Source organism: Rhodococcus sp. DT1 (genome assembly GCF_049844875.1).
Taxonomy (GTDB): Bacteria; Actinomycetota; Actinomycetes; order Mycobacteriales; family Mycobacteriaceae; genus Rhodococcus.
Genome location: NZ_JBNCLW010000003.1, coordinates 551240 through 567527 on the forward strand (window position 1 = coordinate 551240; position 16288 = coordinate 567527).

The following is a 16288-nucleotide window of genomic DNA, read 5'->3' on the forward strand; positions in this document are numbered from 1 at the left end:
GTCATTCTCCGCCGTGCGTGTGTGCCTCGCGCGGCGTCAGGCTGAATCCCCACGGGAGCTCGAGGCGGTTCTGCGCGAGCAGACCGGAGTCGGACAGGATCGTCTCGATCGGGCCGTCCGCCGCGAGGCGTCCGTCGTTGAGGATCACCGCGCGGGTGCACAGTTGCGCCGCGTACGGCAGGTCGTGGGTGACCACCAGCATCGTCGTGCCCAGGCCGAGCAGCACCTCCGCCAGTTCCCTCCGGGACACCGGGTCGAGATCGTTGGACGGTTCGTCGAGCACGAGTACCTCGGGCCGGCAGGACAGCACCGTCGCCAGAGCGATTCGCCGCTGCTGCCCGGCGGAGAGATGCATCGTCGTGCGCCCGGAGTGTTCCTCCATCCCCACGGCCTCGAGCGCGGACTGCACCCGCGAGCCGAGTTCCGGTTCCGGCACCCCGAAGTTGGCGGGTCCGAACGCCACGTCCTGGGACACGGTGGGCATGAAGAGCTGGTCGTCGGGGTTCTGGAACACAAGACCGACGCGGCTGCGAATTCCGCGCAGCGTACGGCGCGTCACGGGCGTTCCGCCGATTCGTACGGTCCCGGACGACGGCGCCAGGACGCCGTTGAGGTGCAGCATGAGGGTGGTTTTGCCGGACCCGTTGGGGCCGAGGACGGCGACACGCTCGCCGGGCTCGACTGCGAGGTCGATACCGCGCAGTGCGTGACGGCCGTCGGGATACACGTGCTGCACCCCCTCGAGTTCGACGGCGGGGGACGTGCTCACAACCCGCCCCACGCTGCCGCGCACACCGCGCCGGCGAGTGCCGCGGGCATCAGGCCGAATGCCCACGCTGTCCGGGTCGCCGCCGATCCCGTGGCGGGCACGGCACCGGTGAAACCCCGGGAAAGCATCGCCCAGTGCACCCGCTCGCCGCGTTCGTACGCGCGCACGAACAACGACCCGACACCGCGTGCCGTCGCCCCGATGCGGTGGAGCATCCGCGGATCGTCGCCTCGCGAGCGCCGCGCGATATCCATGCTCTTCGCTTCGGCGGCGAGCAACGTGGCATAGCGCAGCATCAGCAGGACCACGGTGGTGATGAGCGGCGGGACGTGTAACCGTGTCAGACCGCCGGGCAGATCCTGAACCGGTGTGGTCGCGGCGAGGATGAGGGACGCGAGCACACCCAAGGTGCCCTTGACCACGATGCCCCACGCCGCATACAGGCCCGGCACCGACAGGGACAGCCCCAGCCACTCCACGCGTGTCCCGGACTCCGCGAACGGCAGCAGCACCGCGAGAACCAGGAACGGCAGTTCGATGGACATACGGGGCAACAGCCACGACAGCCGGATACGAGCAGCGACGCAGACCGCCGCGACGATCGAGAAATACAGCGCGAACGCCCACATCGCTTCACGGGGTGTCGCGACCACCACGAACGTGAAGACGACCGCACCGACGATCTTCACCTCGGTGGGGAGCCTGCGGGCTGCCGCGGTGACGGTGGCCGCACCGTTCTCGATCGTCGGGGTGCTCACGGCCCGGTTTTCCCGAGGGGCGCGTCGCTCCGGGCGGGCTTCCGGCGGCGTGCCAGCACCATGAACAACCCCGCTGCGAACACCAGCGTGGCGACCGCGCCGACGATCCCGGCCACGCCGGTGGTCCCTTCGCGTTCGGCGACGGCGTAGTCGGCGAGCGGGCTCGTTGCCAATGCGTGGTCTTCGGCGCCGATCGCGGGACAGTCACCGGCGAGGGACTCGCTCGTATCGCTCTCGGCGACCTCGCAGCCCCGCACGGTCGCGGCTTCGAGCCCGTCGGGATTCGGGTCGGCGAACGAGGACACCACCCCGGCGAGGAGCAGCACCGCCGCACCCAGCACGATCAGAACGGCTTTTCGGCTCATACCGGACTCCGATCACCTTGACGCAACGGCCGGAGGAGATAGACCAGGTCGGGGCGCGCTCGTGCCACCGCCATCACCGTCACGGCCGTGATCACTCCTTCGCCCATGCCGATGAGGACGTGCACGCCGATCAGGAACGGTGCGATGGTCCCGATCGAACCCGCGGTGCCGCCGACGGCGTATTCGACGAGGAAGCCCGCGGCCGCGACCACCGTGGCGACCACCGCGGCCACGAAGGATACGACGCCGAGGACCGCGACGCCCGAGGACCGGCGCAGAAGCGGACGCAAGGCGACGGCCGTTCCGTACCCGGCGGCGACTCCCAGCAACGCCATGTTGGTGACGTTGGTTCCGAGTGCGGTGAGCCCGCCGTCGGCGAACAGCAGTGCTTGCACGACGAGCACGACTGTCAGGCAGAGTGCGGCTGTCGCCGGGCCCACCAGGATCGCGGCGAGGGCACCTCCGAGGACGTGCCCGCTGACACCGGGAAGCACCGGAAAGTTGATCATCTGCAGGGCGAACACGAACGCGGCGACGAGACCGGCGAGGGGAGCGGTTCGTTCGTCGAGTTCCCGTCGTGCGCGGGGCAGCGCCACCGCGAGCCCGAGCGCGGCGATCACGAAGAACACAGCCGATGTCGGTGCGTTGATCAGACCGTCGCTCATGTGCATTGCCGAGACGTCCATGGAGTTCCCTCCGACGTGGAAGATCATTCGACCCTACCTGCCCGACTGAACAGTCGGACATGTTTTACGCCGACCCTCCGATGTGAAATATGCGCCGAGAACGCATGATTCGGACATCTCGCACAACGAGGACGGCGTCACGCCGGTCGACGCGGATGCGGGCGCGCATCCGCCGGACGAATCGGCGCCGGGATATCGCGCCAGCGGCACGATCGTGCATGTTCGGAGAAACCCGGTCGTTCCTGTAGAATTCTCGGGTTGCTTCGGGTCGGGCACGGCGGGAGGTCGGGACGCCGTGCATCTGTTTTGTGCACGCAGAAAAGTCTTGTGCACGCAGAAAGTCCCGAAAAGGTATCGATGTCCCGCAGTTCACGTTCCGCCCCCTCGCATTTCCGTGTCATGCACGATCTGGTCGGGTCGGCGTACTTCCCGATCTCGGCGCTGGCCCGGCTACCGCTGTCCATGCTGGTGCTCGGCGTTCTCACCTATGTCGTCGCCTCGTCGTCCGACTTCGCCGCCGCCGGCATCGCTGCGGCGGTCACCGGCGTGGGAGTCGCGGTCGGGGCACCGCTGTCCGGTATCGCCTCCGATCGCTGGGGCCAGCGGCCGACGCTGCTCGTCTCGACCGCCGTCTATGTGGTCGCAGTCGTCGCGGTGCTCGCCGCCGGAAGTTCCCACGGCGCAGGCGAGGCGTTACCGCCGACCCTGCTGGCCGCCGCGTTCGTCGCCGGTCTCGTCGTTCCGCAATGCGGTCCCATGACACGCGTGCGCTGGATTCGCGGTTTGTCCGCGCGCGGCGCGGACGAGGCGGTGGAAGAAGCCCAGGGGTACGAGGGAACCATGGACGAACTCGGATTCGTCCTCGGCCCCGCGGCGGTCGGCATCATCGCCGCGGCGTTCGGTGCTGCCGCACCGTTGTACGTCCTGATCGCCCTGACGGCCGTCGTCGTGCCCTGGTTCGCGGTACACCCCAGTGCCCGATTCGCGGCGCCCGTGCACCGGTCCGGACCGGTCGGCGGCAGCGCCCCGGACACCGGACCCGCCGCAGTGTCGTGGGGTCCGGTGGCAATTTTGCTGACCGCAATGCTCGGTATCGGAACGATTTTCGGGTCGCTCGCCACCATCACGACCGTCTTCGCCGACGAGACCGGGCACCCCGGCAGCGGCGGACTGATCTACGCCGCGCTCGGGCTTGCCTCCGGCGCAGCGGCGTTGAGCGTGTCCCGGTGGAGTGGACGACTCACCGTCCCCGTGCGGTGGCTGGGGTGCGCGGTGCTGCTCGTTCCCGCACTGGCGTTGCTGTGGCTGCCGAGCGCGCCGTGGCAGATGGCCGTTGTCCTGTTCCTCATCGGCGCGCCGATCGGTCCGGTCCTGGTGACGATTTTCAGGGTGGCGGGCGACTACACGCCGGCACGGCGACTCGGACTCGTCATGACGTTGCTCAGCGCCGGGATCACCTTGGGCACCTCGATCGGTAACTGGGTCGGCGGCGCACTCGCCGATGCCGGAGGGCACTCGGCCGCCACCTGGGTGGCGCTCGGCGCGGGGCTGGCTCTGTTCGCGTCCGGGGTGGTCTTCACCGCCGTGCGCTCCCGCGCCGCGACCCGCACGCCCGAACCGCCGACGACCCGGGAACTGCTCGAGTCCGTTTACTGATCCGTCTCCGGAGTCAGTAGACGTCGCGAACGTACCGCTTCTCCCGTTTGAGGGCGGTGACGTACTCGGCGGCCTGCTCCGGGCTCATCCCACCGTGCTCGGCGACGATCGCGCGGAGCGCGGCGTCGACATCCTTCGCCATGCGGGAGGCGTCACCACAGATGTAGAAGTGACCGCCTTCCTCGAGCCACGCGAACAGCTCTGCCCCGTGTTCTGTCATGCGGGTCTGCACGTAGATCTTCTCGGCCTGGTCGCGGGAGAACGCGAGGTCGAGCCGAGTGAGTACTCCCGACGCTGTGAACTCGGCGAGTTCGTCCTCGTAGATGTAGTCACAGTCGCGGCGCTGATCGCCGAAGAACAGCCAGTTCTTTCCGGTCGCGCCGCGCGCACGCCGCTCCTGGAGGAATCCGCGGAACGGGGCGATGCCGGTGCCCGGCCCCACCATGATCATCGGTGCGGTGTCGTCGGACGGGACACGGAACGCCTTGTTCCTCGTGACGAAGATGCCGACGGTGCCGTCGCCGACGCGGTCCGCGAGGTAGGTGGAGCACACCCCGTGGCGTTCACGGTCGTCGTCGCCGTACCGCACCGACGCGACGGTCAGGTGTACCGAACCGTCGCACGCGTTCGGACTCGACGAGATCGAGTACGCACGGTGCTGCAGCGGCCGCAACAGCGACAGGAACTCCTCGGCCGACAGTTCCGGCGCGGGTTCGAGCAGCAGCACGTCGAGTATGTCGCGGCCCCACAGCCATTCGTCGAGTGCGGCCTTGTCGCCGTGCCGCAGCACATACGTCAATTCCTCGTTGCGGGTGCGCTTCTCGATTTCCTCGAGCAGGTCGACCGTCGGCGCGGTGATCTCGAAGTCGTAGGTCAGCAGATGCGTGAGGGTGCTGCCGAAACCGGCGGGCACGACGGAACCGTCGAGGCGCAACCGGTCGAGCAGCGCCCGCACGAGCGCGGGGTCGTTGAGGGGGACGACGTTCAGCGCGTCGCCGGCCTCGTACTCGATGCCCGACTCGCCGAGCGCGAACTCGTAGTGCCGGATCTCCTTTGCCGAACCCGCACCCGACAGCACCCGGTTGGTCGTGAGCGTCGCGGGGTAGGGGTTCTTGCGGGTCCACTGCGACTTCGGACGTGCCGGTGCCGTCGGTGCGGGTGCGGCGGGCGCACCCGGCCCCACGATTCCCTCGACCGCCGCGACGAGCGGCATCGTCTCGCTGATCCACGCGGCGGCGGCATCCTCGAAATCGACGTCGCAGTCGACGCGCGGGACGATGCGCTGCGCTCCGAGTTGTTCGAGACGGGTGTCGAGCAGTTTGCCCGCCTGGCAGAAGCCGTCGTAACCGGTGTCGCCGAGCGCGAGGACCGCGAAGTGCATGCGCTCGAGCCGCGGGGCCGACTCCGCGGACAGAGCGTCCCAGAACAACTCCGCGTTGTCGGGCATCTCGCCTTCGCCGTACGTGGAGGTGACGATCAGGACGTGCCCGGCCGAGGCGAACCGGTCGAGATCCATATCGTCGAGTGCACACACCACCGGAGCGAACCCGTGCGTGCGCGCCGCGGCGGCCGCGTCCTCGGCCACCGCTTCGGCATTGCCCGTCTGCGAGCCGTAGAGCACATGCAGCACGGGCGCCGCACCGGCGGTTCCGGCATCGTCGGCGGGACCGCCGGAGAACAGCCGGGTCTGCATACCGGCGAGGAAGCCGGCGAGCCACGACCGCTGGTCGTCGGTGAAGGGCGCATCGAGTGGGATGAAAGGAGTTGTCACGCGGGGACTCCCATCGTGGAGGCGAGGACGTTCGGCACGGCGTTGCGGGCGAACAGTTCTTCGTAACCGGGCAAACGACCGATCGCGTCCAGATTCTTGCGGCTCTGCAGGAGAATCCAGCCGTATGTTCCGGGGGCGTCGACCGAACGGACATTGCGCAGTGCGAGCGCCTGCTTGTAGTCGCCGAGTCGCTTGTCGGCGACCAGCACCGCCAGTTGCTCATCGGAGTGATCGGCGATCGCGGCGAGTGCGTACCGTTCGAGCTTCGCGACGAGGAAGAAATCTTCGGTCAGCAGCAGATTGCGCGCAGCCTTCTGCACCGCCGGATCCGAGACGTCCGACGCGCCCGGAACCTTCTGCAACGCCATCTCCTGCGCGGCGGCGAGCACCGTGTAGTTGTTCAGCAGCGCATACATCGTTTCGGTATCGGTGCCCGACGGGGTCAGTCCACCGGCGACGGGCGCACCCGAGCGGTAGCTCTCCTTGAACTTGCGAACCTGATGGGCCACCAGCGCGGACGCAACCTCGGAGGCGAGTTCCCTGCGCGACGCGGCGGCCAGGATCTCGTCGGCGTCCTGGTACTGCAGCAGTGCGCGCGGCATCCCGTAGGCGAAGTGGTGTTGCTCGGTCTGCCAGTTGTCCAGCAGGAACCGCGCTTTCACAGATCCGGTCGACTCGACGTGCAGGTGCAGCAGCCGAAGCACCGCGGCGCTGTGCAGCGCGGCCTGCGGATCGTCTCCGGTGATGGACCCGAGCAGGATCGAGTCGGCGCTGGCCTTGGCGGGCAGCAGTCCGTCCGGGTCGTACTGGTAGACGAAACCGCCGGACATGCCGTTGCCGAGTCCCTTGCCGAATCCGCCGAGGTTGAGTACCGCACCGTTGGTCATGTACTCGCAGGCGAAATCGCCGACACCCTCGACCACGGCCGTCGCGCCGGAATTGCGGACTGCGAAACGGTCACCTGCCTCGCCTTCGACGAGCAACCGGCCACCCGTCGCCCCGAACAGGGCGAAATTGCCGATGAGTACGTTGCCGCCGCGCTCATCGCAGCCGCCGCCGGGGGAGCGCAGGACGATCTGCCCGCCGCACTGACCCTTGCCGACACCGTCGTTCGCGGTGCCGATGTGCTCGAGGTGCATACCGTCGTTGCAGAACGCGCCGTACGACAAGCCCGCCGATCCGGTGGTGGTCACGGTGACGGTGCCGTCGCGCAACCACCCGCGTCCGCGCTCGTCGCGCAGCACGGACGGAAGGTCGTCGAGATCGTCGTGGTTGAGCATCCGCTCGATGTCGATCGCCAACTGCGCGCCGACGCTCTTGTTGTTGTTCGTCAGGCGGACCCCGTCGCCGAGAGTCACGGTGCTCTCGCGTGCCTCGATCAGGGCCTCCCGCAGCCGGACCAGCCACGCGTCGTCGAGCGAGTAGTCCTTCTCCAGGTAGACGGGGTTGTCGACGCGAACCTCGGGCAGGACCGTGAGCATGGCGCGCAGGTCGAGCTGCCCGATGCTCGAGGGGTGATCGAGCAGGTGCAGCAGGTCGGCGCGGCCGCGGGCATCGCGCAGCGAGCGCAGGCCCAGCCGGGCGAGCACTTCGCGCGTTTCGTGGGCGATGTTGAGCAGGTACTGCGCCATCGCGCGCGGGTCGCCGTCGAAGACCTCGGGATTGGTGGTCAGTCCGGCGGGGCACTTGACGTTGCAGTTCTTCGCCATGACGCATCCGAGCATCATCAGTGCGGTGGTGCCGAACTCGAAGCTGTCGGCTCCCAGCATCGCGGAGACGATGACGTCCGACGCCGTCTGGTGCGCACCCGAACACCGGAGCACGACCTTGTCCCGGAGTCCGTTCGCGGTCAGGGCCTGATGAACTTCGGCCACGCCGATCTCGGCGGACCGGCCCGCGTACTTCAGGGACGTCACCGAGGCGGCCCCGGTGCCGCCGGTGTTACCCGCGACGTTGATGACATCGGCGCCGGCTTTGGCGACGCCGACGGCGATCGTGCCGATACCTTCCGAGGACACCAGCTTGACGACGACGCGCACCCGGGCGGCCTTGCAGTCGTGGATGAGCTGCGCGAGGTCCTCGATGGAGTACGTGTCGTGGTGTGGCGGAGGCGAGATCAGTTCGACACCCGGGGTCGCACCACGGGCGGCCGCGATCTCGACGGTGACCTTCTTCGCGGGAAGCTGTCCTCCTTCACCGGGTTTGGCACCCTGCGCGATCTTGATCTCGATCTCCTCGAGCATCGGATCGGCGAGGTACCCGGCCCAGACACCGAAGCGGCCCGAGGCGAACTGCTTGATGCGGGAACCGCGAATCGTGCCGTAGCGCGAGATATGTTCGCCCCCTTCGCCGCAGTTCGACATGCCACCGACCATGTTGGTTCCGTGCGCGACAGCTTCGTGCGCGTTGGAGTTCAAGGCGCCGTGGCTCATCGCACCCGAGGCGAGGGCGCGGGTGATCTCGTGTGCGGGCTGCACCTGGTCGAGACGCACCGCCGCCGGAGCCTGACGGACCAGACTCAGGTAGTCGGCGGCGTCACCGACCGCGTGCACGGTGAGAGTGTCGCCGTAGCAGCGGTGCGAGACGATGGCGTCGCCGAACCGCGCGACGAGCGACCGGCCGAGCGCTGCGGGCCGGGTGTGGTCGTCGGCGAGCGGTCCGGTCAGCCGGAGCACGAACTCGTTCTCGCCCACGCGAGCCGCGGCCAAGCCGCGCACGCGCATCGAGTTGTTGCCGTACCGCGAGAACCGCCCCATCTCTTTGTGGAAGTCGTCGGTGGTGACCGCGTAGGTGATGTCGGACGGCAGGGCGAGGACATCGCGCAACGCGGCGGGGCGGCGGGAGCGCTCCTCCGCCATGGTCCGCGCGAATGCCCGGTAGCCGGGGGTGATCTCGAAGGAGTCGATTTCGGCGTCGGTCAGTGCCCGGAAACCGCCGTAGCGGTACGCCTCGTCGTCGAGACCGTGTGCGTCGGAGAGGCGGTGCAGCGGCAACAGGCGCAGCGAGTCCGTCAGGTCCGGCTCGGCCTCGCGCACGGCGGGCACGGCGAGGGGTTCTTCGGTCATGTCGACGAATCCGCGCACGGCGGTGGTGCCGAACGAGTGTCCCGCCCCTTCGGCGCGTTCCTTGAACAGGCCGAGCAGGGGGACGTCCGCCTCGGACTCGACGGCCGCTGCGCGTCGATGCCAGTCGGCTACGGCTTGGGCGACGGTGGTGAACCCGACGCCTCCCACCGGGGTGGCCACGTTCGGGAACCAGCGGCGGAGCACCTCGTCGTCGGTGTCGAGGTAACTGGGCTCGAAGAACTCACCCCCGATGTACGACTCGACGGTGCACAGCCCGACCCTGCCCATCGTCTTCATCAGCGACTTCTCCGCGGCCTTGCGGAACTTCAGGAACGCGAGGTCGGCTTCGTCGCCGTACTTCTCCTCCGCGCGCATCTGCACGGTGAGCGGGTACACCGCCGCAGCGCCGAAACCGAGGGTCGCGGCGATGTGGTGCGAGGAGCACAGCTGACCGGACTCGACGATCACCGACACGCGCAGGCGCACGCCGTCGTCGATGAGTCGTTGGTTGACCGCGGCGATCGCGAGAATCATCGGCAGCGCGGCGCGGTCGGTGGCGACGTGCCGGTCGGTGAGGACTGCGATGCCGCCGGACTCCCGCGCGAAATCGGCGATGCGGTCGGCAACCCCGTCGATCGCGGCGGCGAGTTGAGCGGCGTTGGCCTTCGTGTCGTCGAAAACCGGGGTGTAGAGCATCTCGAAGCGCCGCACCGGGGTGTCGGTCTGCTCCCGGATCCGAAGCATCTCGAGGTGGGTCAGGATCGGGGTGGGCACCACGATCTGGGTCGCGGTCGACGACGGTGCGCCGCTGCCGGGGCGTGCCCCCAGCGCGACGCGCAGGGTCATGCCGTCGGCCTCACGCAGGGAATCGAGCGACGGGTTCGTCACCTGGGCGAAGCGCTGCGAGAAGTATTTGGCGACACCGCCTTCCTGATCGGACAGGGCGTTGATGGCGTTGCCGTACCCCATTGCGGAGATCCGTTCCTGACCCGATGCGAGCATCGGGTCGAGCATGAAACGGAACGACTCCTGGTTGAGTGCGTACGAGACGTACCGCTGGTGCCGCCCGAGATCGCCGTTGTAGCGCAACGGTGATCCCGCCTTTTCCGCGGGGACGGGCGGGAGCGCCTCGATCTCACGTCGTGCGGCATCCACCAGAATCGAGTAATCGCGCTCGGCCGCAAGTAGTTCGAGCGCTTCGACGGTGCCGTACGAGCGCCGGGTGCGATGGTCGAAGTACAGCATGCCGCCGGCCTCGATGCGTCCGCGGCGCAGTACCGTGCTCGGCGCGAAATCGAACTGGCCGGCCTCCGACGTGACGGCGAGGTAGTCGGCGGTCTCGACGGACCGCAACGGGCGCAGGCCGAGGCGGTCGAGACGTGCGCCGACCACGGTGCCGTTACCGAAGATCAGCGCCGCAGGACCGTCGTTCTTCTCCTCGTAGAGGGAAAAGAACTCGAGCATCGCACGTACCTGCGGGGACAACGTGGTGTCGTTCTCCCACGCCGGCGGCATCATCTGCACGACGGCGGTGACCAGGTCGAGACGGTCGAATGCGATCCGGGACGCGAGAGTCTGGTCGAAACGGCAACTGTCGGACTGGCCGGGAGGCCGGACGATGTCGCGGCCCATCGCCCGGGCGAGCGCACCCTCGAACAAACGATTCTTGCGGTCGGTGTTCAATTCACCGTTGTGCGCCATGAGCCGGAACGGCTGCGCCATCGTGGGGTGCGGGTCCGTGTTGGTGGAGAACCGCGTGTGGAAGAACAAGGTGTGCACCGAATGCCGCGGATCCGTCAGGTCCCGGAAATAGGGGATGACCTCATGGGAGTTCAAGCGTCCCTTGAGAACCTGGGTACGGCAACTGAGCGAGAGCGGATACAGCCCCGTGAGATCCGGATCGGGGTACGCGCGCGCCTCGACATCGAGGAGCACGTCGTGCAGGAGGCGGTCGAACTCGTCGGCCGACGCGCAGGTGTCGGGGCGGGTGAAGATCCACTGCCGGATCGGCAGTTGGTGCCGGACCGCGGCGGCGCGCAGCACGCTGTCGTCGACCGGGACGTCGCGCACCGCGAGGACCGGGATTCCGGCGTGGGCGAGTGCCGCCGAGATCAGGCTCTCGGCAGCCGCCCGGGCCGCGTCCTCGGAGGGGAGAAAGAAGTTGCCGACGCCGAAATGATCTTGCTGCAGCGGTGTTCCGGCGATCGCGGAGAAGAATTCCACCGACAGGTCCACGTTGACGCCGGCCCCGTCGCCGACCCCCTCCGCGGACATGCCGCCCCGGTGCGGGACCACGCAGAGCGCCTCGTGCCCGCGAGTGAGGATGTCGTGGGTCTGCACACCGTCTTTGCGGGTGATGAAACCTACGCCGCAGCTGCTCTTGTCGAGACTGCTGTCGTACAGCCCGGTGTTGTCGGCGTTCGTCAACGGAATGCCCTCCTCGGCGGATCGAGTGCGACGTCGTCCGACAGTGAGGGACGCGAAGGGGGAGGCGAAGATTCGCACTGATCCGCGATCGCACAGAGCTCTGCCGGAGACGGTGATGAAAGGCAGACGACGTTGTCCGGATGTGCCGAGCGATGCGACGGTGGAGCGCGCGAGCAGCGAAACAAATTGTAGCCTACGTGTTAACGCCGTGTTCGGCGCCGTGCATCACACCCGCCGTGCATCACACCCGCCGCGCTCACCTCCGGATGTCCCGCCCGGCAGCGCGGGCACCGATCCCGTCGAACAGCCGGCCCACCGACGCGACTTCCTTCGATACGCTGCGCCGGAGAGACGCACGACACACACGGAGGCGCGCATGACCGACATTCTGGACCGCACGCAGATCTACATCGACGGACAGTGGGTGGCATCGGACGGGCCCGGGCGCATCGAGGTCCGCGACCCCGCAACGGAAGAAGTCATCGCCGAGGTGGCCGAAGGAACCGCCGGCGACGTCGATCGGGCCGTGGCCGCTGCCAGGGCTGCATTTCCCGCGTGGTCCTCCCTCAGCGGTGCGGCGCGCGGCGCCCACCTCGAGAAGATCTCCGCCCTCGCGAACGAGCGTGCCGCGGACCTGACCGCGACCGTCTCCCAGGACATGGGGATGCCGATGAGGCTCGCCGCCGCGGTCCAGGTGGGTATGCCACTGAAGAACATCGCGAGCTATGCGGCGCTGGCCGCGGACTACGAGTTCGACGACCGGCAGATCGGCAACGCACTCGTGGTGCGCGAACCGATCGGGGTCGTCGGCGCCATCACGCCGTGGAACTACCCGCTGCACCAGGTGGTCCTCAAGGTGTTCGCGGCACTCGCGGCCGGATGCACCGTGGTCCTCAAGCCGACCGAGGTGGCGCCGCTGGTGACCTACGCGCTCGCCGACATCGCGGACGAGGCCGGTCTGCCGCCCGGGGTCTTCAACGTGGTGAGCGGATACGGTCCGGTCGTCGGTGAGGCCATCGCGGCGCACCCGGACGTCGACATGGTGTCGTTCACCGGTTCGACCCGCGCCGGTAAGCGGGTCGCGGCGGTCGCGGCGGAGACGGTGAAGAAGGTCGCGCTCGAATTGGGCGGCAAATCCGCCAATATCATCCTCGACGACGCGGATCTCACCGCGGCCGTCGCCGACGGCGTGAGCAAGTGCTTCCTGAACTCCGGCCAGACCTGCACAGCCCTGACCCGCATGCTGGTCCCGGCCGAGCGAATGCCGGAAGTCGCCGCGCTCGCCGAGCAGGTGGCACGGAAATTCACCGTCGGACACCCGGGCGACGCCGCATCGAAGCTCGGCCCGCTCGTGAGTTCGACGCAGCAGGCGCGTGTGCGGGCGTACATCGACACGGGCGTCGCCGAAGGCGCAGAACTGGTGCTCGACGGCCGCGACACCGGGCTCGGCACCGGATATTTCGTCGGCCCCACGATCTTCTCCGGAGTCACCGAAGAGATGACGATCGCCCGCGAGGAGATCTTCGGGCCCGTGCTGTCCATCATGGGTTACCGCGATGAGGACGACGCCGTGCGTATCGCGAACACCAGCGAGTACGGCCTGTCCGGAGGCGTGTGGTCCGCCGACCCGCAGCGTGCCGAGGCGGTAGCGCGCCGGATTCGGACCGGTCAGGTCTACATCAACGGGGGAGCGTTCAACACCGACGCCCCGTTCGGCGGCTACAAGCAGTCCGGCATCGGCCGGGAGGGCGGCGTGTCCGGTCTCGAAGAGTTCCTCGAGATCAAGACAATCCTGCGTTGATGCCGCCCGGTCTACCGCGCAGATGACGGCTCCCGGCACGACGCAGCCCCCGCACCGTGGGTGCGGGGGCTGGAAGTGGCGTGACGGGTCTCAGCGTCGGCGCGTGCGCCCGAGGCGCAGCAGCGTCATCGCGAGCGTGTTGCCGTCGGCGCCGAGTTCGTGGAATCGGTCGAGAACCGCCATCTCCTCGGCCTGCGCCTCGCGGGTCGCGCCGGACTTCTTCGCGACAGCACCGATGCGTTGTGCCAGCTCGGCGCGTCGCTTGATGACGTCGAGAATCTGGGCGTCGAGCTCCTGAACCTGTTCGAACAACGTCCCCAGTTCAGCTTCGGTCGTCGACGCTGCGCCCTGGGTGCCGATGCCAGGCGAATCAAGCTGGACAGTCATGCAGACTCCTCCGGTCTCGTCTGAATCGTCAGAGATAATGTCGTGTTCCTCGCCGGAGGTGTTACTCGGCCATACCAAAAAATCTCCGGAACCCGTATTCGCCACTGTTCCGACCCCCTGAAAACGCCGTGTGAACTGGCGTAACACTACAACTGACCAGTAAGTATGGTAATCGTCACATTCTCGCCTGCCAACCGAATTGCCGACCGCGAGACCCTTCGCCGTCCGTGGCTCCCCGGATCACCGACCCGCGGCGGCGCCTACCCGTTCAGGTAGCGTCGGGCTCCGACCGGCGCGGGCCGGGGGCGTCGGGGCTCCTGGCAGACCCGGAGGGGAGACCGATGCGACGAACATACGTTCGGCGGGGTGAAGACGGAGAGGCCGACAGCATTCGGACGGCTCCGGAACGCCCCCCCGAATGGCCGACGCAGAAATGGAACGTGCCGGCGACCGTGGCGACGGGAGCCGCTGCACTGACCGGGCTCGGTGCGCTGTGGGGAGGGTTGCGAGCTGCGGAGTCCGGCGCCGGAGGCGAGTCGCGATTCTTCGTGATTCTCGCGGTGCTCATGCTTCTCACCGCGTTGTTCGGAGCGGTGTACTGGTGGCCGGAGCGACGCGAGCCGAAAGTGCGGTACACGGAGACCTCCGGTCGCGGAACCACCGAGGTGCAGGCCCGCACGGCCGTATTCCTGCTGCTGGTCGCGATGGTCGGATGCGCGGCGGCGCTGTCGCTCGGCGCCGCGGTCGAAGTGCTCGTCACCAACGGTGGTGTGCCGCTGGTCAGCGTCGTGCTGGCAACGCTCGGGTCGGTCTGCGTCGTGTTCCTCGGAGAAGTGGCACTCGGCAGGATCCGCGCCGGAGGGCTGACACTCGGCCCCGACGGGATCAGGCACCGCGGCTGGTTCGTGGAGTCGTATCTGCCCTGGGTGTCGGTGGCGCGCCTCCGCGCCGTTCATCACGGTTATCCCGAAATGTGGGTGGAGGGCACCGAGACCGCCGCGTGGGCACGTCGCCGGACGAGCAAGATCTTCCGCCTGGAATCGATACCCGCCTCCCCGCGGATCGTGGTCGACTCCCGGCGCTTCGATATCGACGCCTCGCTCCTGTATCGCGTTCTCGAGCTCTACGTGGGGCGCCCGGACATGCGTGCCGAACTCGGTACCCCGGATGCGGCGACCCGCGTACGCAGCGGTGACCTCGCTGCTCCGGAGAAGAAGGACGGTAGCGATGGCGGGCACAGGCACCCGGTGTCGTAATATCCGTCACGGATTTCCCTCGTGCGACCAGGCCACATCGGATTGCGGTTCGGAGCGTCGGCGTCGCGGACAACGGTGTTCGATCAGATAGGACGAGAACATGAGTACTCCGGAACCGATCGTCATCATCGACGGCGCACGTACGCCGATCGGTAGCTTCGGTGGCGCCTTCAAGGATGTGCCCGCCCACGAACTCGGCGCCACGGCTGTGCGCGAGGCTCTGAAGCGTGCCGGGGTGGCACCGGAGGACGTCGACGAAGTCATCATGGGATGCATCGGCCAGGTCGGGGCGGACGCCTACAACGCGCGCCGCGTCACCCTCGCCGCGGGACTGCCGGTCGAGACACCGGCCCTGACGGTCAACCGCTTGTGCGGCTCCGGGCTGCAGGCCGTGTGGTCTGCGGCGCAGGAGATCCGCTGGGGCAGCGCCGACATCGCCGTGGCGGGTGGCGACGAGAGCATGTCGCGCATGCCGTTCTACGACTTCGGTGCGCGCAACGGCTACAAGCTCGGCAATCGTGAGCTCGTCGACGGCACCGTCGGCATGCTGACCGACCCGTTCAGCAACCTCCACATGGGCGTCACCGCGGAGAACGTCGCCCGCGAATACGGCGTCGACCGCGACCAGCAGGACGCCTTCGCTGTCGAATCGCAGCGCCGTGCCGCGACCGATGCCGCCAAGGCCGTGTTCGCCGAAGAAATCACCCCGGTGGAGATCGGTGGGCGCAAGCCCGTCACCGTCACCGAGGACGAGCATCCCAAGCCCGGCACCACCGTCGAAACACTCGGGAAGCTGCGCGCCGCCTTCACGAAGGACGGCACGGTGACCGCCGGTAACGCGTCGGGCATCAACGACGGTGCCGCCGCGCTCGTGCTCGCGCGTGAGTCGGCCGCCCGCGAGCGCGGACTCGAAGGCTCCGTGGTTCTCGAGGCCGTCACCACCGCCGCGATGGACCCGCAGCTCATGGGCTACGCGCCGACCTTCGCCCTGCGCAAGCTGTTCGAGCAGACCGGCACGTCGCCGGCCGACATCGGCACCGTCGAACTCAACGAGGCGTTCGCGTCGCAGGCGATCGCCGTGATGCGCGACGCCAAGCTCGATCCGGAGAAGACGAACCCGTACGGTGGCGCGATCGCCCTCGGTCACCCGGTGGGAGCAACCGGCGCCATCCTCACCCTGCGCGTCGCGAAGGACCTCGTTCGCCGCGACCTCGAGCTGGGCATCGTCACCATGTGCATCGGTGGCGGGCAGGCTCTCGCGGCTCTGCTGCGCCGTGTGAACTGACGACCGCGTGAACTGACGAGCGCGTGAACTGACGACACCGCCGCATTCAACGGAACCGGGGC

At 68.1% G+C, this 16288-nt stretch carries 11 protein-coding genes; 4 read left to right on the forward strand and 7 right to left on the reverse strand.

The genetic code is table 11. The features are described from left to right. Position 1: 1 nt before the first annotated feature. The 4 genes from ACLQ3J_RS10160 to ACLQ3J_RS10175 are packed head-to-tail and all read right to left on the reverse strand — an operon-like array spanning position 2 to position 2578. Positions 2 to 769 (reverse strand): energy-coupling factor ABC transporter ATP-binding protein, encoded by a 768-nt coding sequence (locus tag ACLQ3J_RS10160; RefSeq protein WP_425903083.1) that lies wholly within the window; start codon positions 767 to 769, stop codon positions 2 to 4. Next, positions 766 to 1527, reverse strand: coding sequence for a cobalt ECF transporter T component CbiQ (gene cbiQ / locus ACLQ3J_RS10165; RefSeq protein ID WP_169622428.1), 762 nt, complete (start codon positions 1525 to 1527; stop codon positions 766 to 768). Before cbiQ ends, ACLQ3J_RS10160 begins: the two co-directional genes overlap by 4 nt. After that, positions 1524 to 1892, reverse strand: coding sequence for a PDGLE domain-containing protein (locus ACLQ3J_RS10170; RefSeq protein WP_169622429.1), 369 nt, complete (start codon positions 1890 to 1892; stop codon positions 1524 to 1526). Before ACLQ3J_RS10170 ends, cbiQ begins: the two co-directional genes overlap by 4 nt. Then, positions 1889 to 2578, reverse strand: a complete 690-nt coding sequence (locus tag ACLQ3J_RS10175; protein ID WP_206037271.1) for an energy-coupling factor ABC transporter permease — start codon at positions 2576 to 2578, stop codon at positions 1889 to 1891. The genes ACLQ3J_RS10170 and ACLQ3J_RS10175 overlap by 4 nt, the downstream gene beginning before the upstream one ends. 399 nt (positions 2579 to 2977) lie before the next feature. On the opposite strand from ACLQ3J_RS10175, the gene ACLQ3J_RS10180 reads away from it, so the two are divergent. Next, complete coding sequence (locus ACLQ3J_RS10180; protein WP_425903084.1) at positions 2978 to 4234, forward strand: MFS transporter; 1257 nt, start codon at positions 2978 to 2980, stop codon at positions 4232 to 4234. Positions 4235 to 4247: 13 nt separating this feature from the next. Here ACLQ3J_RS10180 and ACLQ3J_RS10185 read toward each other — a convergent pair whose 3' ends face one another. Further along, on the reverse strand, positions 4248 to 6005 hold the full coding sequence (locus tag ACLQ3J_RS10185; protein ID WP_425903086.1) for a sulfite reductase subunit alpha: 1758 nt from the start codon (positions 6003 to 6005) through the stop codon (positions 4248 to 4250). Next, a complete protein-coding gene (locus ACLQ3J_RS10190; protein ID WP_296551539.1) occupies positions 6002 to 11497 on the reverse strand; it encodes a glutamate synthase-related protein in 5496 nt (1831 codons plus the stop codon). The genes ACLQ3J_RS10185 and ACLQ3J_RS10190 overlap by 4 nt, the downstream gene beginning before the upstream one ends. Before the next feature lie 376 nt (positions 11498 to 11873). On the opposite strand from ACLQ3J_RS10190, the gene ACLQ3J_RS10195 reads away from it, so the two are divergent. Further along, positions 11874 to 13298, forward strand: a complete 1425-nt coding sequence (locus ACLQ3J_RS10195) for an aldehyde dehydrogenase family protein (protein ID WP_296551538.1) — start codon at positions 11874 to 11876, stop codon at positions 13296 to 13298. Positions 13299 to 13388: 90 nt separating this feature from the next. Here ACLQ3J_RS10195 and ACLQ3J_RS10200 read toward each other — a convergent pair whose 3' ends face one another. Then, on the reverse strand, positions 13389 to 13685 hold the full coding sequence (locus ACLQ3J_RS10200; protein WP_169622434.1) for a chorismate mutase: 297 nt from the start codon (positions 13683 to 13685) through the stop codon (positions 13389 to 13391). Positions 13686 to 14125: 440 nt separating this feature from the next. On the opposite strand from ACLQ3J_RS10200, the gene ACLQ3J_RS10205 reads away from it, so the two are divergent. Together ACLQ3J_RS10205 and ACLQ3J_RS10210 are read left to right on the forward strand one after the other, a co-directional pair. Next, positions 14126 to 14941: a hypothetical protein gene (locus ACLQ3J_RS10205; protein WP_422423652.1), complete on the forward strand. Its 816-nt coding sequence runs from the start codon at positions 14126 to 14128 to the stop codon at positions 14939 to 14941. 100 nt (positions 14942 to 15041) lie between these two features. Next, positions 15042 to 16226: a thiolase family protein gene (locus ACLQ3J_RS10210; RefSeq protein ID WP_169652756.1), complete on the forward strand. Its 1185-nt coding sequence runs from the start codon at positions 15042 to 15044 to the stop codon at positions 16224 to 16226. Positions 16227 to 16288 lie beyond the last annotated feature (62 nt).